Genomic DNA, 19,342 nt, shown 5'->3' on the forward strand with positions numbered 1-19,342 from the left:
GGGTGGGCGGTGCAAAATTGCGCCAAATGAGGCGAAATTGCCCCAATTCGCTTTGTTTTTCTGGCCTTGCGGGACGTTTTGAGGTTCAAATCACCTAAAAAGAGAACATGAGGCAGGCAAATGAATCTCCGGGACGCACTTACATGCGCCGGTGCACTGGCGTTTCTGGCATGTGGTGTTGCGCCCGCGGTCGCGACCGAGCCCGAACCCCGTGGCGTATACAAAAGGATCAAGGCACCACAGCCCGGCGAGCGTCGGCGCGTGACCGTGCAGATTTCACCTGAAGAACACGCAGCACGGCCCTCTGCGCCCAGCACCGGCACCGAGCTTGTGGTGCCAGAAATCATCAAACGCGCCAAGGTTCCGCCCGCCACCGCGCCTGACGCAGGCGTCAAAAGCAATCCCAAAGGGTCCTATAAGGCGTTCTGGGATCGCGTATCGCCCGAGATGGCGCAGGCTGGGGCAGGGCGTCTGGATGATGCGATCAACGCGCTGGCCGCGACCAGCGTCAGGTCCCCCCGTTTGCAGACATTGCAGAACATCGCGCAAGAGCAGGGGATCGAGATTCTGCGCTCGACCGTCGGGACCAATGTTTCGCCTGCTTTGGTTCTAGCCGTGATCGCCGTCGAATCCGCCGGGCGCGCCGATGCCGTAAGCTCCGCAGGTGCGCAGGGATTGATGCAGTTGATGCCCGCAACGGCGGCTCGGTTCGGCGTCAGCGACAGCTTCGAGCCCGGACAGAACATTTCCGGGGGGGTGAAATACCTGAACTGGCTGATGGAAGAGTTCGGGAACGACCCGATTCTTGTTCTGGCTGGCTATAATGCGGGCGAGGGCGCAGTGCGCAAACACAGCGGAGTGCCGCCCTATGCGGAAACGCGGGACTATGTGCCCAAAGTTCTGGCGGCGTTTCAGATCGCGCGGGCTTTGTGCACCACACCGCCCGATCTGATCTCGGACGGGTGCGTGTTTCAAACCAGCAGATAGAAAAGCCCGCCTTGGATGGCGGGCTTTCTTTTTGGTCAGGTTCAGTTGACCAATTGCGCTTCGGTTGCGGCGCGGATCTCGTCTTCGGTCACGCCCTCGGCCAATTCGATGATCTTCAGACCGCCCTCGACCACATCCAGAACGCCCAGATTGGTGATGATGCGGTCCACCACTTTCTTGCCGGTCAGCGGCAGGGTGCATTTTTTCAGCAGCTTGGATTTGCCGTGTTTGTTGGTGTGATCCATCACAACGATCACACGGCCCACACCGGCCACCAGATCCATTGCGCCGCCCATACCCTTGACCAGAACGCCGGGGATCATCCAGTTGGCCAGATCGCCCTCTTCGTCGACCTCCATCGCGCCCAGTACCGCTGCGGCAATCTTGCCGCCCCGGATCATCGCAAAGGACGTGGCGCTGTCGAAATACGAGGTACGGGACAATTCGGTGATCGTCTGCTTGCCTGCGTTGATCAGGTCGGGATCCTCTTCCCCCTCAACGGGGAAAGGGCCCATGCCCAGCATACCGTTCTCGGATTGCAGGGTGATGTCCTTGTCGCCCACATAGTTCGCCACCAGCGTCGGAATGCCGATGCCGAGGTTCACATACATGCCGTCTTCAAGCTCTTGCGCCGCGCGGGCGGCCATCTGATTGCGGTCCCAGGGCATTATGCGTCCTCCTTCTTGCGGGTGGTGCGCTGTTCGATGCGCTTTTCATGATCGCCCTGAATGATGCGGTGCACGTAGATGCCGGGCAGGTGGATCTGGTCAGGGTCCAACGAGCCGCGCGGCACGATCTCTTCCACCTCGGCCACGCAGATCTTGCCGCAGGTCGCAGCAGGGACGTTGAAGTTACGAGCGGTCTTGCGGAAAATCAGGTTGCCCGTGTCATCCGCTTTCCACGCCTTCACAATGGCCAGATCGGCAAAAATGCCTTCTTCCATGATGTAGGTTTCGCCGTTGAAGTCTTTGTGCTCTTTGCCGTCGGCAATCACGGTGCCGACGCCGGTCTTGGTGTAGAACCCGGGGATGCCCGCGCCGCCAGCCCGCATCCGTTCAGCCAAAGTGCCTTGCGGGTTGAACTCCAACTCCAACTCGCCGCTCAGATATTGACGCATGAATTCCGCGTTCTCACCGACATACGAGCTGATCATCTTTTTGACCTGCTTGGTCTGCAGCAGAATACCGATGCCGAAATCGTCGACGCCCGCGTTGTTGGACGCGAAAGTCAGGTTTTGCACGCCGGATTGTTTGATCGCATCCAGCAGCAGTTCGGGAATACCGCACAGGCCGAACCCGCCAGCCGCAATCAGCATGCCGTCCGACAGCACTCCGTCGAGTGCCTCAGAGGCATTGGCATAGATTTTCTTCATGGAAAACTCCCCCAATGACATGGTGATGCCGCAGGTTGTGCCGCCACGTCATTGGGAAGTCAATGAAACCAAAGCGCGTAGGTATTTCTACCCGGTCGGCAAAGCATCTGCGCTGTATTGTTCCGCAAAGGCGGCAGAGGGCGGGATCGGGGTGATCACGTCAATCAATACCCCGTTGGGGTCAGCAGCGATAAAGTGCCGTTGGCCGAAATCTTCATCGCAGAGCGGTTTCAGAATTCGCAGACCAGCGTGGGTCAGACGCTCGTATTCAACTGCTGCGTCGGCCACTTCAAAATTCAGGATCAGCCCGGCGGCACAGCCACGCCCAGCGGCTGGAATAGTGTCGTGATGGGCATCCAGTATCGCCAGATTGACGCTGGGGTCCGTGTCGGATTGCAGGTGAACGTACCAGTCGGCGGCAAAGGCAGGGCTGAACCCAAAGTGAGTTTGATAGAACTCGGCTGTGCCTTGCACGTCGTTTGTTTGGATGACGGGGTAATATTGTGTGGTCTTCATGTTGCGCTCCTTCAAATTTACGTACAATCTGTATGTATGTTGAAATAAACATACAGGCTGTATGTATGCAAGACAAAACTACGACACCCATACCGAATGCAGATCGTCGCGCAGCGATGCGTGCCCGGCTGATTTCACACGCCCGCGCGTTGTTTGTTGAAAAAGGGTATGCCGACACGTCGACACCCGAGATCGTGCGCGCCGCAAATGTCACGCGTGGCGCGCTGTATCATCACTTTACGGACAAGCAGGACCTCTTCCGCGCTGTTGTCAGGGCCGAGGCTGAAGCGTTGGCGCAAGCGATCGACAAAAGCGCACAGTCCGCGGGCGAGGCGCCGATGACTGCAGGCAGCATGGCGTTCTTTCAGGCCATGCGTGTATCCGGGCGGGCTCGTTTGCTACTGATTGACGGCCCCGCCGTGCTGGGACACGCGGAAATGGCAGCCATCGATGCGGGCGGCGGACGCCGAAGCCTGCACGAGGGGCTTGCGGCGGCGTTGCCGCAAGCTGATCCCTCTGAACTTGAGGCGCTGTCCGATGTCTTGTCGGCCGCTTACGATCGCGCAGCATTGGCCATTGCCCAAGGACAACCGCAAAAGCCTTATGTTCAGGTCATGACCCGACTGATCGAGGCCGCAACGCGCAGTTAAGAGCTTTTGGCCGTTGTCTTCTTGGCCGTCGTCTTTTTGGCTGCGGCTTTCTTCTTTGGGCCCGCCTTTTTCTTGGTGCCCTTCTTCGCCGCCCGCTCGTTGACCAATTCGATGGCCATCTCTTGCGTTACGTCTTCGGGCTTGATGTCCTTGGGAATGGTGGCGTTCACCTTCTCCCACTTCACATAGGGCCCATAACGTCCGTCCAGGACCTGCATCGCGCCACCATCGGGGTGCTCGCCCAGTTCCTTCAGAGGTTTGGCTGCAGCCCGGCGACCGCGCCCCGGATTGGCGCGTTTTTCAGCCAGCAGCTCAACGGCGCGGTTCATACCGATCTCGAACACGTCGTTGGGGTCTTTGAGGTTGGCGTAAACCGGCTTGGCCTCGTCGGCCAGCTGATGCATCAGGTAAGGCCCAAACCGCCCAAAGTTCGAGGTGATCATGCCGCCCTCGGGGTGTTCGCCGATCTGGCGGGGCAGGGACAGTAGGGTCAGCGCCTTTTCCAGATCCATGTCATCCTTGCTCCACCCGCGGGGCAGCGAGGCGCGCGGAGGTTTCTTGTTCTCGGGCGTCGGTTCGCCGCGCTGAACATATGGGCCGAACCGTCCGGATTTCAGCCAGATCTCGTCCCCCGCATCTTCGCCCAGCAGACGTTCCTCGCCCTCGGCCCCTTCACCTGCGATGGGACGGGTATAGTTGCATTCGGGGTAGTTGCCGCAACCGACAAAACCGCCGGTGCGTGAGGTTTTCAGGTGCAACTGGCCCACACCGCATTTCGGGCAGACACGCGGATCGGACCCGTCCTCGCGCGGCGGATACAGCTGAGGCGCAAGCGCTTCGTCCAACCTGTCCAACACTTCTGAAATGCGCAGTTCCGACGTCTCACCAATCGCAGCCGAGAAGTCGCGCCAGAACTTGCCCAGAAGGTCTTTATAGTCGCGGTCACCGGCGCTGACGTCGTCCAGTTCTTCTTCCAGATTGGCCGTGAATTCATAGCCCACATACTGACGGAAGAAATTCAGCAGGAAGATCGTGACGATCCGGCCCTTTTCCTCGGGGATCAGCCGGTTCTTGTCCTTGCGCACATATTCGCGGTCCTGAATCGTTGTCACGATTGAGGCGTAGGTCGAGGGGCGACCGATCCCCAATTCCTCCATCCGCTTGACCAGCGTGGCCTCGGTATAGCGCGGGGGGGGCTGGGTGTGATGTTGCAGAGCCAGCACGGCTTCGTTGTCGGACAGAATGGCGGCTTTATCTTCGGCTTTTGCGAACTGATCACGCAGCGACACCTTGGCGAACCGCGCCGGATCGCCCTGCATGATCTGCGGCAGGCGCTTTTCGTCGTCATCGGCCACATCGTCGCGGCCTTCTTCGTAAACGCGCATGAACCCGTCGAACAGCACCACCTGACCGGTGGCGCGCAGGCCGACCTGCCCGTCATCGCTGCCGATTTCGACCGTGGTGCGTTCCAGCCGCGCAGCGGCCATCTGACAGGCAATGGTGCGTTTCCAGATCAGATCGTAAAGTTTGCGCTGATCTTCATCCGTGACTTTCAGTGCCTTGGCGTCGCGCGACATATCCGTTGGGCGGATACATTCGTGGGCTTCCTGCGCGTTCTTGGCCTTGTTCTTATACATGCGCGGGCTGTCTGGCACATATTCGGCACCGTAGCGGTCCGCGATTGTCTCACGCGTGGCGGCCACCGCCTCGGGTGCCATGTCGATGCCGTCGGTCCGCATATAGGTGATATATCCGGCCTCATACAGCCGCTGTGCCACCTGCATCGCGTGACGTGCGCCCATGCCGAACTTGCGGCTGGCCTCCTGCTGCAGGGTTGAGGTCATGAAGGGCGCGCTGGGGTTGCGGGCCGCAGGCTTGGCCTCGACCGAGGTAACGCTCAGCGCACGGCTGGTGATCGCCTGAACCGCCAGTTCCGCCTGCGTGGCATTGGCCAGATCGTGCTTATCCAGTTTCTTCCCGGCCAGAGTGACCAGACGCGCCTCATAGATCTGGCCGCGCGGTGTTTCGAACAGCGCGCGCACGGACCAGTATTCAACCGGCTTGAACGCCTCGATCTCCATCTCGCGCTCGACGATCAGGCGCAGGCAGACCGATTGCACCCGGCCCGCCGACCGGGCACCAGGCAGTTTGCGCCACAGAACCGGAGAGAGGTTGAAGCCCACCAGATAGTCCAGCGCGCGACGGGCCAGATAGGCCTCGACCAGCGGCATGTCGACCTGACGCGGGTTCTGCATCGCCTCGGTCACCGCCTCTTTGGTGATGGCGTTGAAGGTGACGCGGCTGACCGATGTGTCCTTTTTGATCGACCGGCGTTTGGTCAGCGTTTCTTGCAGGTGCCAGCTGATCGCCTCGCCCTCGCGATCGGGGTCGGTGGCGAGGATCAGCGCGTTGTCTTCCTTCAGCGCGTCGGCGATGGCTTTGACATGCTTGCGGCTGTCATTTCCAACCTCCCATTTCATCGAAAATTCGTGGTCGGGATCGACAGATCCGTCCTTGGGCGGCAGGTCGCGAACATGACCGTATGAGGCCAGAACCGTGTAGTCGGGGCCAAGATATTTGTTGATCGTTTTTGCTTTGGCCGGAGATTCTACAACAACTACGGGCATTTAAGAGGAATCCTCGCTCGACGGGCTTTGCGCTTTGTATGGCCGTGCAAAATGTGTGCGGCAAGATCGAATTGTCAATGCGTTCCTTTGGTCACCAGCGGGGGCGCGTCGATTTGGTGCGTCTTCCGGTGGGCTAACGGCCCGTTTTGTCGCCACTTTGGCGTCAACCGGCCAAGGACAGAAGACCGCCGGGTTGGCGTTGAATCCTCCCATCCAGTTCCAGATCGACCAGAATGGGGCCGATTTCCCCTGCGGTCGCGGCGATGTCGCGGATCAGCTGGTCCTCGGCAATGGGTGAGGGGCCAAGCCGCATCAGAATTTCGTTATGCAGCGCAGCAGGGTTGGAGACAGGCTTTTGGTCGGTTGCAACCGGGGAGGGCGGTTCCCTGAACATCTCGGCTTGTTCAGGTGGCAATGCGTCAATCACATCCTCCGCCGAGCGCACTAAAGTCGCCCCGTCGCGGATCAGCAGATTGCACCCTGCGGCGCGTGCATCGAACGGATGTCCCGGAACCGCCAGAACCTCGCGCCCCTGATCCAAAGCGTCGCGGGCCGTGATCAGGCTGCCGGATTTGGCGGCGGCTTCAACCACCACAACCGCTTGCGCCAGGCCTGAAATGATCCGGTTGCGGCGCGGAAAATGCCGCGCCTGCGGGGTCACGCCGATGGGTTGTTCGGACAGGCGCAGGCCGGTTTCGGCAATGTTCCGTGCAAGATCCGTATTCTCAGCCGGGTAGATCACATCCACACCCCCGGCCATGACCGCAATCGTCCCGCTTTCGACCGAGGCCAAATGTGCGGACGTATCGATCCCTCGGGCCAACCCCGAGACGATGACGAACCCTTTCTCACCAAGCTCTTTCGCCAGCCCACGCGCCATGCGGGCCCCCAGGGACGAGCAATTGCGCGCGCCGACCAAGGCAATCGACCGCCGTTTCAGGACAGACGTATCCCCAATCGCCCACAGCATCGGCGGGGCGTCGGACAGGTCCATCAAGGCATCTGGGAAATCGGCGGCCCCAAGGCACAAAAGCCGCGCTTTGGCGGCCTTTGCGGCCTTGAGCTCCGCCTCAATCACGCCGGGGGGGCAAATTTCATACCCTTCTATTCCGGCAGCGCGTGCCATTTCCGGCAGCGCGGCCAGCGCATTCTGCGCCGAGCCATGTTCGCGCAGCAGCCGACGAAACGTCGCCGGGCCAACCTTGCGCGAGCGCAACAGACGGAGCCAGGAAAACCTGTCCTCTTCCGTGGTGGGTGGGAGTGGGGGGTGATTGGAAGAAAGCTGCTCTTCGGTCATCCGATGCTCCGCCTGATTGCAGAACTGGTTTACGATTGCGCGGGTTAACAGCCTGTGAATCTTGGAAAATTATACGCAATCTCTTTCGAAAAACCGCAAGAGTATTTGCTAAGCTGTTGAAATTCAACAAAACAAAATCTGCAGTGAATTTTTTGTCAAACTGTGGAACGCGTTGACACGAAGCCAAAAGAAAGGCGCAGGTTAACCCTGCGCCGTCCGAATAACTGGTCCGTCCGACTCAGGCGGCCGAGCCGCCGACCGTCAAACCATCCATCAGAACCGTGGGCTGACCGACCCCGACCGGAACCCATTGGCCATCCTTGCCGCAGGTGCCCATCCCCGGATCCAGTGCCATGTCATTGCCCAGCCCCCGAATCCGCTTGAGCGCCGACGGCCCGTCCCCGATCAGCGTGGCCCCTTTGACCGGCGCGCCGATCTTGCCGTTTTCGACCCGATACGCCTCGGTGCAGGAGAACACGAACTTGCCGTTGGTGATATCCACCTGACCGCCCCCGAAGCCAACGGCCCAGATACCGTCCTTGATATCGGCCACCAGCGCGGCCGGATCAGCCTCACCGCCCAGCATGATGGTGTTGGTCATGCGCGGCATGGGTTTGTGCGCATAGCTTTGCCGCCGCCCATTGCCGGTGGGCGCAACGCCCATCAGGCGCGCGTTCTGGCGGTCCTGCATATAGCCGGTCAGCACACCGTCTTCGATCAACACGGTCCGCGAACTGGGCGTGCCTTCATCATCCACACTGATCGAGCCGCGACGGTCAGAGATCGTGCCGTCATCGACCACCGTGACGCCCTTCGAGGCGATCTGCTGGCCCATCAACCCGGCAAAGGCAGAACTACCCTTGCGGTTGAAGTCGCCTTCAAGCCCATGACCGATGGCTTCGTGCAGCAGGATGCCGGGCCAGCCGGGGCCAAGCGCCACTTCCATCACGCCAGCCGGGGCAGGGACCGCATCCAGATTGACCAGAGCGATTCGCAACGCTTCGCGCGCCTTGTCCTGCCAATCGGTCGGATCCAGCAGTCCGCTTAGGCCAATGCGCCCACCACCGCCGGCCGAGCCGCTTTCACGACGGCCATTCTGTTCGACAATCACCGAGACATTGACCCGTGTCATCGGGCGCACATCGCGCACCAGCACACCATCGGGGCGCAGAATCTCGACCTCTTGCACCTCGGCGCTGATCGAGGCGCTGACCTGCACGACGCGGGAATCAAGGTCGCGGGCGAAGGCGTCAATCTCGCGCAAGGTTTCGATTTTCACCGGAAAGGCGGCGGATTCGATGGGGTCCTCGTCCGTGTAAAGCCGCGTATTGGTGGCGCGCGGGGCATCAGCCAGAGTGCCGCCACCGTCGCCAACGGCCAGTCGTGCGGTCTCGGACGCGCGCTTTAGTGCCGGGATCGAAACCTCGGTCGAATGGGCATATCCGGCAACCTCGCCTTGCACCGCACGCAGGCCGAACCCCTCGGACGCATCGTAGGATGCGGTGCGCAAACGCCCGTCATCAAAGACCAGAGCCTCGGATTTTCGCCGCTCGACAAACAGCTCTCCGTCCTCGGCCCCGGCTGTCGCGGACTGCAGTATAGACAGCGCTTCGTCATGCGGCAGAGCGTTTTCAAAGGGGCGAAACGGGGCTTGAGCCATGGGTTGGGACCTTTCGGATTTGATCCAGATCAAAAATAGCGTCTGTTTGACGCAAGCATTTTGCTTTATCTACCAGCAGGAATATGGTTTTTAACGCGGCCAAAGACAACGGGAGAGGTGCGACCGATTCACACCTTTTCGCCAGGGACGCAAAGATCAAACGATCAGGACAGAACATGAAGAATGCTTTGATGCTTTCGGGCTTTATGACAGCCCTCTCCAGCCTTCCCGCCATGGCTCAGGAGCTTGAGATTATTGGCAAGCCGGTCGATGGCGGCCTTGGGTTCCAGCCTGCGGCCACCAGCCTTGCCGAAGGCATCCACAAGTTGGATACGATGATTCTGGTGATCATCACCTTGATCTGCGTGTTTGTGGCTGCACTGCTGGTTTACTGCATCGTGCGCTACAACCAGCGTGTAAATCCAACCCCGGCGCGGTTCTCGCACTACACCCCGGTCGAGATTGCGTGGACCTTGGGCCCGATCCTGATTCTGGTCTTTATCGGTGCCTTCTCGCTGCCGGTGCTGTTCAAGCAGCAAGAGATTCCCGAAGGCGACATCACCATCAAGGTGGTCGGGAACCAGTGGTACTGGACCTATGAATATGTCGATCACGATTTCGCGTTTGACAGCTATCTGCTGGGTCATCCGGCCACGCTGGACGAAGGTGCGCGGCCTGCGGATGCAGACGTCACTCCGTTCGTGCTGGACGATGCGATGCGCGCCAAGCTGGCCGACTCGGGCTATAGCGATGATGAGTGGCTGCTGGCCACCGACACTGCCGTGGTTGTTCCGGTTGGCAAAGTTATCGTGATGCAAGTCACCGCCTCGGACGTGATCCATTCGTGGACCATTCCGTCCTTCGGCGTGAAGCAGGATGGCGTGCCCGGACGTCTGGCCGAGCTGTGGTTCGAGGCTGACAAGGAAGGCATCTATTTCGGTCAGTGCTCGGAACTGTGCGGCAAGGACCACGCTTATATGCCGATCACTGTGAAGGTCGTCAGCGAAGCGGCCTATGAACAGTGGCTGCAAGGCGCGATCGACGAATATGCGGGCCTGCCGCAAAGCTATCAGGTTGCTTCGAACTAAGCACTGTGCGGGCAGGGCGACCTGTCTGCAATAGACAGCCAGCTGCGCGGTGGATCGCGCAGCTTTCGCCGCAAAAGGACCAGGAATGACCGACGCAAGCATCAATGCCAGCGCAACGACCGCACAGGCGCACGCGGATGAGGCCAGCTTTGGCGATTACTTCGCCCTGCTGAAGCCCCGCGTCATGTCTCTGGTCGTGTTCACGGCCTTGGTCGGTCTGCTGGCAGCTCCGGTTGCGGTGCACCCCTTCGTGGGTTTTTGCGCCATCCTGTTCATTGCCATCGGCGGCGGAGCCTCGGGCGCGCTGAACATGTGGTGGGACGCGGATATTGACAGGGTGATGAAGCGCACCAAGAACCGCCCGATCCCTTCCGGCAAGGTAGAAGAGGGCGAGGCGCTGGCAGTTGGGCTGGCCCTGTCCGGTCTGTCGGTAATCATGCTGGGCCTTGCGACCAACTGGTTCGCGGGTGCGTTTCTGGCCTTCACCATCTTTTTCTACGTGGTCGTCTATACGATGTGGCTGAAGCGCACGACGCCGCAGAACATCGTGATCGGCGGCGCTGCGGGTGCGTTCCCTCCGGTGATCGGCTGGGTTGCGGCAACCGGGTCGATGTCGATCGAGCCCTGGCTGATGTTTGCCCTGACTTTCATGTGGACACCGCCGCATTTCTGGGCGCTGGCGTTGTTCATGCGCTCGGACTATGACGACGCAGGCGTGCCGATGCTGACCGTCACGCATGGTCGTCGCGCAACACGCTGGCATATTCTGGTTTACACCGTGCTGCTGGCCCTGCTGGCAGTCGGCACGTCCTTCTCGGGCATTGGCGGCCCGGTCTATCTGACCGTCGCGCTGGTGCTGAACGCGCTGTTCCTGCGCGGCGCATGGCAGATCGCGCGCCGGACCGAGGACGATTCCGAGGCAGACAACTTCAAAGTCGAGCGTGGGTTCTTCAAGCTTTCGCTTCTCTACCTCTTCCTGCATTTCGGGGCTATTCTGGTCGAAGCCCTGCTGAAACCTTACGGCTTGGGAGGCTGGTCATGAGCCTGCGCAAAAGCCACGAACTGCATAAACGCCGCTTTGGCCGCAACCTTGGGGTCGGCCTGACCTTGGCGGCGTTCATCGTGATCATTTTTGGCCTGACGGTCGTGAAAGTGTCGGGCACAGACTTTGGCATGGCGACTGAGGAGGTACAGAACTGATGGCATTGACCGGCCCGCAGAAGACGGTTGCACAAACGGTGGGTGTGGTTGTCCTGATGGGCAGCCTGGCCTGGGCCGCTGTCCCCTTCTACGACTGGTTCTGTCGCGTCACTGGGTTTGGCGGCACCACCGGCGTGGCCGAAGCGGCCCCCGAAGACATCCTGGACCGCACCGTCACCATTCGCTTTGATGCCTCAAAGGCCAAGGGCATGGCATGGGAGTTCAAACCGGTTGAACGTGAGATGGAAGTGCGCATCGGCGAGACTGGTCTGGCCTTTTATGAGGCCTACAACCCGACCGACCGCCCCATCGCGGGGCAAGCGTCGTACAATGTGGCGCCATATTCGGCCGGCGGCTATTTCCAGAAAATCGCCTGTTTCTGCTTTGAGGAACAGGTGCTGCAACCGGGCGAGCGGGTAGAGATGCCCGTCAGCTTTTTCGTCGATCCCGAGATGGTCGAGGATCTGGAAGCGAAATATGTGCATACGATCACTCTGTCGTATACATTCTACGAAATTGACCTGCCCGAGGGCTTTGCCGCCCTGGACGCGCAGACCGATACAAACACGAACTAACGCCTTTAGGTGAGGGACACTGATGGCACACGCAAAAGACCATGATTACCACATTCTGAACCCCTCAATCTGGCCGCTTGTCGGCGCGATTGGGGGCTTTGTGATGCTGTTCGGAGCCGTCCTGTGGATGCACGGCATCACGCCATGGATGTTCTGGGCCGGTTTGGTGGCTGTTCTTTACACCATGTTCGCCTGGTGGTCCGAAGTGGTGGTCGAAAGCCGCCAGGGCGATCACACGCCGGTCGTGCGCATCGGCCTGCGCTATGGCTTCATCCTGTTCGTGATGTCCGAGGTGATGTTCTTCTTTGCCTGGTTCTGGTCGTTCTTCAAACATCGCATGTACCCGATGTACGACTATGCAGGCACTGAATACATCCAGCCGGATATCCATGCGGTTGACCCGTTCCACCTGCCGCTGATCAACACTCTGGTCCTGCTGCTGTCGGGCTGTGCGATCACCTGGGCGCACCACGCGCTGGTGCACGACAATGACCGCAAGGCGCTGATCAACGGTCTGGCCATTGGTATCGTTCTGGGCATCGCCTTCACCGCGCTGCAGGGTTTCGAATATTATGAATTGCTGGCGCATGAGGACTGGAAGTTTGGTGGCGACCAGTTCTACTCGAACTTCTTCATGGCGACCGGTTTCCACGGCGCGCATGTGATCATCGGCACGATCTTCCTGTCGGTCTGTCTGATCCGCGCGCTCAAGGGCGACTTTACCCCTGAAAAGCACGTGGGTTTCGAAGCTGCCGCCTGGTACTGGCACTTTGTTGACGTCGTCTGGCTGTTCCTGTTCTTCGCCGTCTACATCTGGGGCCAGGCCCCGCTGATGTAACACCGGTCAGGTGATCCAATTGCAAAAGCCGCCCTTCGGGGCGGCTTTTTCTCTGTCTGGGGCGCAAGATTGCGCCCGATACAATTGCGTGGTTGCAATCCGGCCCGCGCCGCCCTTAACAAGACGCCGGTTCCTGCAATGAGGTTTGCCCCCGCCATGCGCCGCTTTTTGTTTCTGCTGATCTTCGGCCTTGCCGGTCTGGCCGTGCTGGTGTCGCTGGGCGTGTGGCAGGTGCAAAGGCTGGCATGGAAACAGGGCGTGCTGTCCGAGATTGAAAGCCGCATTTCAGCCGACCCTGTGGCGCTGCCGCAGCAACCGTCTGAAGGCGCTGACAAATATCTGCCGGTCGTCGTCGAGGGCGAACTGGAGCCGGGGGAGATTCACGTTCTGGTTTCGGTCAAACAGGTCGGGGCAGGGTACCGCATAATCCAGTCCTTCAGCACGCAGGGCCGGACCATTCTGGTAGATCGCGGATTTGTGCCGACCACGGCGAAACAGACCGACCGCCTGACCGGGCCTATGCAGATCACCGGCAATCTGCACTGGCCCGACGAGATCGACAGTTACACGCCCGAGGCTGATATCGACGCCAACATCTGGTTCGCCCGCGACGTGCCCAATCTGGCCGCTGCTTTGGGGGCAGAGCCTGTCTTGCTGATCGCCCGGTCGCAAACCGACCCCGGCATCACGCCCTTGCCCGTCAGCACGACCGGCATTCCGAATGATCATCTGCAATATGCAATCACCTGGTTTGGTCTGGCTCTGGTCTGGGCCGCGATGACCGGGTACTTCCTGTGGCGCAGCCGTGCCAATTCTGAAAGTGACGCGACATGAAATACATCTCGACCCGTGGGCAGGCGCCCGAACTGAGTTTTGAAGAGGCGATGCTGACCGGGCTGGCCCGTGATGGTGGCCTGTACCTGCCCGCCGAGATCCCGGTGATGTCGCAGGATGAGATCGCAGCGCTGGCCGGGCTGCCTTATGAGGAAATCGCATTCCGGGTGATGTGGCCTTATGTCAGCGGGTCCTTTGCCGAGGATGAGTTCAAGGACATCATCGCCCGTGCCTATGAAGGTTTCGGCCACGACGCCCGCGCGCCGCTGAAGCAGTTGAACGAGAACCACTTCCTGCTGGAGCTGTTCCACGGGCCGACGCTGGCCTTCAAGGATTTCGCCATGCAACTGATCGGTCAGCTGTTCCAGGTCGCCCTGAAACGGCGCGGCGACCGTGTGACCATCGTGGGCGCGACCAGCGGCGATACCGGCTCGGCCGCCATCGAGGCGTTCCGGGGGCTGGACGCGGTGGACGTGTTCATCCTGTTCCCGCAAGGCCGCGTGTCCGAGGTACAGCGCCGTCAGATGACGACACCCGCCGACAGCAATGTTCATGCACTGGCCGTAGATGGCGATTTTGACGATTGTCAGGCCGCCGTGAAAGATATGTTCAACGATTTCGACTTCCGTGACGGGGTCAAGCTGGCCGGTGTGAACTCGATCAACTTTGCCCGCGTGCTGGCGCAGGTGGTGTATTATTTCTCGGCAGCCACAAGCCTGGGCGCGCCGCATCGCAAGGTCAGTTTCACCGTGCCCACTGGCAATTTCGGCGACGTTTTCGCGGGCTATATCGCCAAACGCATGGGCCTGCCCATCGACCGTCTGGTGGTGGCGACGAACCAGAACGACATCCTGCATCGCTGCCTCTCGGGCGAGGGGTATTTCAAGGGCGACACTATCCCCTCGATCAGCCCGTCGATGGATATTCAGGTCAGCTCGAACTTTGAGCGCGCGCTGTATTACGCCTATGGCGAGGATGGCAGCGCTGTGGCGCAGTTGATGGATGAACTCAAGAATGGCGGCTTCAACGTCAGTCAGGGCGCGATGGAGGCGCTGCGCGAGAATTTCGACTCTGGTCGCGTGTCCGAGGAGGAAACGCTGGCGACGATCAAATCCACGCTGACCCGTAGCGCCGAGCTGGTCTGCCCGCACACCGCCATTGGCATCAAGGTGGCCGAGGATCACCGCGCGGCGGACGTGCCGATGATCACGCTGGCCACCGCGCATCCGGCGAAATTCCCGGCGGCGGTCGAGACGGCGAGCGGCGAACATCCGCCTCTTCCATCCCGCATGTCTGATCTGTATGAACGTCCGGAACGGGTGACGCGGATTGCCAATGATCTGGGCGCCCTTGAGGATCATATCAGAAGGCATATTGCTGAGTGACAGTCAGACAGGACCAGCTGAAGAACGGCTTTCGTATCGTCAGTGAACATATGCCGGGGCTGCAATCGGCGGCCATCGGCATCTGGGTGACCGCCGGCGGGCGGCATGAGCGGATCGAACAGAACGGCATCGCGCATTTCCTTGAGCACATGGCGTTCAAGGGAACCGAGCGCCGATCCGCGCTGCAAATCGCCGAAGCGATCGAGGATGTGGGCGGCTATATCAACGCCTATACCTCGCGCGAGGTCACGGCCTACTACGCGCGTGTGCTGAAAGACGACGTGGCGCTGGCGATGGATGTGATCGGCGACATCGTGCTGAACCCGGTTTTCGACCCGCGCGAGATTGAGGTTGAGCGTGGTGTGATCCTGCAGGAGATCGGTCAGGCCTATGACACGCCGGACGATGTGATCTTTGACTGGCTGCAGGAGCAGAGCTATCACGACCAGCCTTTGGGCCGGACCATTCTGGGCCCGACCGAACGGGTCAGCGCCTTCTCGCGTGAGGATTTGTCGGGTTTTGTGGCCGAGCATTACGGACCCGAGCAGATGATCCTGTCCGCGGCGGGTGCCGTGGATCACGATGCGCTGATGAAACTGGCCGAAGAAATGTTTGGCCATCTGCAACCGCGCAAGGGTTTGATCCCCGAAGCGGCCCGTTTCACCGGCGGTGAGGCGCGGCAGGAGAAAGAGTTGGAGCAGGCCCATTTCGCGCTGGCGCTGGAAAGTCCGGGCTACCGCGACGATGCGATCTATACGGCGCAGATTTATTCGACGGCCTTGGGCGGCGGCATGTCCTCACGCCTGTTTCAGGAGGTGCGAGAGACACGCGGGCTGTGCTATACGATCTTTGCCCAGACCGGGGCCTATGCCGACACCGGCACGACCACGATCTACGCCGGAACTTCGGCCGATCAGGTGGGCGAACTGGCGACGATCACAATTGATGAGATGAAGCGCGCGGCCGAGGACATGAGCCCCGAAGAGGTCGCCCGCGCCCGCGCCCAGATGAAGGCGGGGATGCTGATGGGGCTGGAAAGCCCGTCGAACCGCGCGGAACGTCTGGCGCGTCTGGTGCAGATCTGGGGAAGGGTGCCCTCGCTTGAGGATACGGTCGCCAAGATCGACGCGGTCAGCACCGAGGATGTACGTGCCTTTGCCGAGAAGATGGCGGTGCAGGCCCCGGCGGCGCTGGCGCTGTATGGCCCCGTTTCGGGCGCGCCGTTGCTGGCGGAATTGCAGGAGAGGCGTGCGGCGTGATGCTGTTGGGCAGACGCAAGCTGAAACTCGAAACCGAGCGCCTGAGCCTGCGCCCGCCCGTCCATTCCGACTTCAACAACTGGACCGCGCTGCGGCGATCCTCGAAAGATTACCTGACCCCGTGGGAGCCGATCTGGGCCAAGGACCATCTGAGCCGGAAATCTTTTACCAATCGCGTCTACTGGGCGCAGCGCTCGGTTGCCAGCGGCACCGCCATTCCGCTGTTCCTGTTCCGGCGTGAAGATGACGTGCTGTTGGGCGCAATCACGCTGGACAATATTCGTCGCGGCCCGGCGCAAGCGGGCACGCTGGGGTATTGGACCGGGCAGGCATTCGCACGCCGTGGTTACATGCGCGAGGCCATTGGGGCGGTTGTTCACCACGCTTTCACGCGTTTGGATCTGAGCCGGATCGAGGCGGCCTGTCTGCCGGAAAACGCGGCCTCTCGAGGGTTGTTGGAAAGCTCGGGGTTCAAATACGAGGGCGTCGCGCAGTCCTATTTGCAGATCAATGGGCGGTGGCGGACGCATGTTCTGTACGCGAGTCTTCGATCGGATCGGCGCGGCAAGACGGACGCGGGGTAAGGGGGCGCTGCCCCCGTCGCGGCAGGCCGCGACTCCCCCGGGATATTTTTGGCCAGATGAACAAGGGGCATGTCGCACAAAAGTTGGCACCTGATTTGTGCCGTTCTGACATGCACAACTAAAGCGCATGACTTGGGGGCGTTCTGCGCTACACTCTGGGTATGCGCTGGTTGGTTGCGGCATTGATGGTGATTTCGGGCGGGGCCGCAGCGCAAGAGCGGCGGCCGAGCCATTGCATCGCCATTGCGGATGCAGCTCCGGGGATCGCGTATATCCACAAGGCGGCCTGGCAGGACCCTGTGCCTGAGTTTTCGGTCCGGATCAGTTATGTCGCCCATGCGTCTTTTCTGATCCAGACGCGCGGCGGATTGAACGCAGTGACGGATTTCACCGGGTTCATCGGTGGTGCCGACCTGATCCCGGACATCGTGACCATGAACCACGCCCACAGCACCCATTGGACGGCCCACCCGGACCCCGCGATCCCGCATGTTCTGCCGGGATGGGGCGAGTTCGGTCAGGGCATCGATCACTACCTTGATCTGGGTGAGATGCTGGTGCGCAATGTTTCGACCGATATCCGCTCGGTCTATGGTGGGGTTGAGGAGCAGGGCAACTCGATCTTTGTGTTCGAGGTTGAGGGCTTGTGCCTCGGCCATCTGGGGCATCTGCACCACGTGCCCTCGGACGAGCAATTCGCGGCGCTGGGGCGGTTGGACGTGGTCATGGCGGCGGTGGATGGGGGTACGACAATGCCATTGCCCGACATGATTTCGGTGCTGAGGCGGCTGAAAAGCTCGGTCATCATCCCGATGCATTGGTTTTCCAGTTTCTCGCTGGATCGGTTTCTGGTCGATATCCGCAATGAGTTCCCTGTTGTGCGTGAAGGCACGTCCGAAATCACCGTATCGTTGCGCACGTTGCCTGATCGGCCAACCGTTGTGGTGCTTGAGCCGGAATATCTGATTGATCTGGAATAAGGCTTGTGGGTGCCGTGCACCTTGGGCAATGAAGAGCAATGACCCTGAACCCCGCTGATGACCATCTTGCAGACCTGATCCGCTCAACCGTGGGGATCGATGTGCTGCGCCCGATTTCAGAGCGATATCTGGAAGAACCGCGTGGTCGGTTTTCCGGGCAGGCGGGCCTGTTGGCCCTGCCGCATTCGGTCGAAGAGGTTTCCGCTCTGGTCCGGCTTGCGTCCAATCAGGCGGTGCCCGTTCTGCCCTATGGCGGCGGTACAGGTCTGGTCGGGGGGCAGGTGATGCCCGACGGGCCGCCCCCGTTGGTGATCTCATTGGAACGCATGACCGCGATACGTGAGGTCTATCCCACCGAGAATGTCATGATCGCCGAAGCAGGCGCTGTGCTGGCCGATGTGCAGGCGGCGGCCGAGGCGGCGGGCCGGTTGTTTCCTCTGGCCTTGGCGGCGCAGGGATCGTGCCGGATCGGTGGCAACCTTGCGACCAATGCCGGTGGGGTCAATGTGCTGCGCTATGGCAACGCCCGCGATCTGTGTCTTGGGCTTGAAGCCGTGCTGCCAAGCGGTGAGATCTGGCATGGTCTCAGCCGGTTGTGGAAGGACAACACGGGCTATGATCTGCGTAATCTGCTGATCGGGTCCGAAGGCACGTTGGGGATCATCACGGCGGCGTCGCTGAAGCTGTTCCCGCGCCCTGCGGCGACCGGAACCGCGATTTTTCAGGTTGCCTCACCCGAGGCCGCGATTGATCTGCTTGGCGTGGCGCGCGATCAGGTGGGCGAGACGGTCAGTACGTTTGAGTTGATCCACAGGCAGGGGCTGGACTTCTTGACCGAGGTGTTGCCGGATGTGCGCCATCCGTTTGACACGCCGCCGGACTGGTCCGTTCTGATCGAGCTGGGCCTGCCTGCCGGGCAAGACCCGTATGACGCTTTGGAAACCCTGTTCAGCGCTGCGAGTGCAAGGGGCTTGGTCAATGACGGGGTGATCGCGCAAAGCGAGGCGCAGCGTCAGGAGCTTTGGGCGGTGCGGGAAAACATCCCCGAAGCAAATCGCTTGATCGGTTCGGTCTCGAGCCACGACATCTCAGTGCCGATTTCGGCGATCCCCGAGTTCATTCAGCATGGGGCTGAGATCATCGGGGCGCTGGGGCCGTTTCGGATCAACTGCTTTGGTCATCTGGGCGACGGCAACCTGCATTACAACGTATTTCCGCCCAAGGGGCAGAGCCGGGCAGATTTTGCCGAAGACCGCATGCTGGTCAAACAGGCGGTGCACGATCTCGTGCATGCGTTCGAAGGATCTGTCAGCGCGGAGCATGGGATAGGTCGGCTAAAGACAGAGGATCTTGAGCATTTCTCTGACCCGACGAAACTGTCTGCCATGCGGGCGATCAAGGCGGCTTTGGACCCAAAGAGCATCATGAACCCGGGCGCTGTTCTAAAGATGTGATCACGGCCCAGCCGGGACCGGGCCGTGAAGAATAGT

Annotated in this window: 19 protein-coding genes; 13 read left to right on the forward strand and 6 right to left on the reverse strand. The window is 60.5% G+C overall.

Annotation, left to right across the window (positions count from 1 at the left end; translation table 11 throughout):
* Window positions 1-120 precede the first annotated feature (120 nt).
* A complete protein-coding gene (locus ACR0KX_RS14300) occupies window positions 121-987 on the forward strand; it encodes a lytic transglycosylase domain-containing protein (RefSeq protein ID WP_480708535.1) in 867 nt (288 codons plus the stop codon).
* A 41-nt stretch (window positions 988-1,028) separates the two neighbouring features.
* Here the strand turns inward: ACR0KX_RS14300 and ACR0KX_RS14305 are convergent, their stop codons facing one another.
* From ACR0KX_RS14305 to ACR0KX_RS14315, 3 genes are all read right to left on the reverse strand, one after another.
* Window positions 1,029-1,655 carry a CoA transferase subunit B gene (locus ACR0KX_RS14305; protein WP_170454248.1) on the reverse strand — a complete coding sequence of 209 codons (627 nt, stop codon included), beginning with the start codon at window positions 1,653-1,655 and terminating at the stop codon, window positions 1,029-1,031.
* Complete coding sequence (locus ACR0KX_RS14310) at window positions 1,655-2,359, reverse strand: CoA transferase subunit A (protein WP_170454246.1); 705 nt, start codon at window positions 2,357-2,359, stop codon at window positions 1,655-1,657. Before ACR0KX_RS14310 ends, ACR0KX_RS14305 begins: the two co-directional genes overlap by 1 nt.
* 87 nt (window positions 2,360-2,446) lie before the next feature.
* Entirely contained in the window at window positions 2,447-2,875 is a 429-nt protein-coding gene (locus ACR0KX_RS14315; RefSeq protein ID WP_170623737.1) for a VOC family protein, read from the reverse strand.
* A 116-nt stretch (window positions 2,876-2,991) separates the two neighbouring features.
* On the opposite strand from ACR0KX_RS14315, the gene ACR0KX_RS14320 reads away from it, so the two are divergent.
* Window positions 2,992-3,525 carry a TetR/AcrR family transcriptional regulator gene (locus ACR0KX_RS14320; protein WP_480708536.1) on the forward strand — a complete coding sequence of 178 codons (534 nt, stop codon included), beginning with the start codon at window positions 2,992-2,994 and terminating at the stop codon, window positions 3,523-3,525.
* On the opposite strand, the gene topA is transcribed toward ACR0KX_RS14320, so the two are convergent.
* The 3 genes from topA to tldD all read right to left on the reverse strand — a co-directional run bounded on the left by topA (window position 3,522) and on the right by tldD (window position 9,109).
* A complete protein-coding gene (topA, locus tag ACR0KX_RS14325) occupies window positions 3,522-6,152 on the reverse strand; it encodes a type I DNA topoisomerase (protein WP_480708537.1) in 2,631 nt (876 codons plus the stop codon). The two genes, ACR0KX_RS14320 and topA, sit on opposite strands and share 4 nt — an antisense overlap.
* Window positions 6,153-6,315: 163 nt before the next feature.
* Window positions 6,316-7,449: a DNA-processing protein DprA gene (gene dprA / locus ACR0KX_RS14330; RefSeq protein WP_170623731.1), complete on the reverse strand. Its 1,134-nt coding sequence runs from the start codon at window positions 7,447-7,449 to the stop codon at window positions 6,316-6,318.
* Window positions 7,450-7,687: 238 nt separating this feature from the next.
* Window positions 7,688-9,109 (reverse strand): metalloprotease TldD, encoded by a 1,422-nt coding sequence (gene tldD, locus ACR0KX_RS14335; RefSeq protein WP_170520590.1) that lies wholly within the window; start codon window positions 9,107-9,109, stop codon window positions 7,688-7,690.
* A gap of 176 nt (window positions 9,110-9,285) precedes the next feature.
* Between tldD and coxB the strand changes: the two genes are divergently transcribed.
* From coxB to ACR0KX_RS14390, 11 genes are all read left to right on the forward strand, one after another.
* A complete protein-coding gene (gene coxB / locus ACR0KX_RS14340; RefSeq protein WP_170454235.1) occupies window positions 9,286-10,197 on the forward strand; it encodes a cytochrome c oxidase subunit II in 912 nt (303 codons plus the stop codon).
* Between the two features lie 85 nt (window positions 10,198-10,282).
* Window positions 10,283-11,239: a heme o synthase gene (cyoE, locus tag ACR0KX_RS14345; RefSeq protein WP_170454233.1), complete on the forward strand. Its 957-nt coding sequence runs from the start codon at window positions 10,283-10,285 to the stop codon at window positions 11,237-11,239.
* The gene (locus ACR0KX_RS14350) at window positions 11,236-11,397 is read left to right on the forward strand and encodes a hypothetical protein (protein ID WP_170454231.1); all 162 of its coding nucleotides are present in this window, start codon (window positions 11,236-11,238) and stop codon (window positions 11,395-11,397) included. The genes cyoE and ACR0KX_RS14350 overlap by 4 nt, the downstream gene beginning before the upstream one ends.
* On the forward strand, window positions 11,397-11,972 hold the full coding sequence (locus ACR0KX_RS14355) for a cytochrome c oxidase assembly protein (RefSeq protein WP_170454229.1): 576 nt from the start codon (window positions 11,397-11,399) through the stop codon (window positions 11,970-11,972). The genes ACR0KX_RS14350 and ACR0KX_RS14355 overlap by 1 nt, the downstream gene beginning before the upstream one ends.
* Window positions 11,973-11,994: 22 nt before the next feature.
* Window positions 11,995-12,810: a cytochrome c oxidase subunit 3 gene (locus ACR0KX_RS14360; protein WP_170454227.1), complete on the forward strand. Its 816-nt coding sequence runs from the start codon at window positions 11,995-11,997 to the stop codon at window positions 12,808-12,810.
* Between the two features lie 156 nt (window positions 12,811-12,966).
* Complete coding sequence (locus ACR0KX_RS14365; protein ID WP_170454224.1) at window positions 12,967-13,644, forward strand: SURF1 family protein; 678 nt, start codon at window positions 12,967-12,969, stop codon at window positions 13,642-13,644.
* Window positions 13,641-15,029: a threonine synthase gene (thrC, locus tag ACR0KX_RS14370; protein ID WP_170623727.1), complete on the forward strand. Its 1,389-nt coding sequence runs from the start codon at window positions 13,641-13,643 to the stop codon at window positions 15,027-15,029. Before ACR0KX_RS14365 ends, thrC begins: the two co-directional genes overlap by 4 nt.
* The gene (locus tag ACR0KX_RS14375; RefSeq protein ID WP_170454220.1) at window positions 15,026-16,288 is read left to right on the forward strand and encodes a M16 family metallopeptidase; all 1,263 of its coding nucleotides are present in this window, start codon (window positions 15,026-15,028) and stop codon (window positions 16,286-16,288) included. Before thrC ends, ACR0KX_RS14375 begins: the two co-directional genes overlap by 4 nt.
* The gene (locus ACR0KX_RS14380; protein WP_170454219.1) at window positions 16,288-16,872 is read left to right on the forward strand and encodes a GNAT family N-acetyltransferase; all 585 of its coding nucleotides are present in this window, start codon (window positions 16,288-16,290) and stop codon (window positions 16,870-16,872) included. Before ACR0KX_RS14375 ends, ACR0KX_RS14380 begins: the two co-directional genes overlap by 1 nt.
* A 161-nt stretch (window positions 16,873-17,033) precedes the next feature.
* Entirely contained in the window at window positions 17,034-17,852 is an 819-nt protein-coding gene (locus ACR0KX_RS14385) for an MBL fold metallo-hydrolase (protein ID WP_170454217.1), read from the forward strand.
* 38 nt (window positions 17,853-17,890) lie between these two features.
* A complete protein-coding gene (locus ACR0KX_RS14390; protein ID WP_480708538.1) occupies window positions 17,891-19,306 on the forward strand; it encodes an FAD-binding oxidoreductase in 1,416 nt (471 codons plus the stop codon).
* Window positions 19,307-19,342 lie beyond the last annotated feature (36 nt).

Source organism: Ruegeria sp. BG5 (assembly GCF_056538425.1).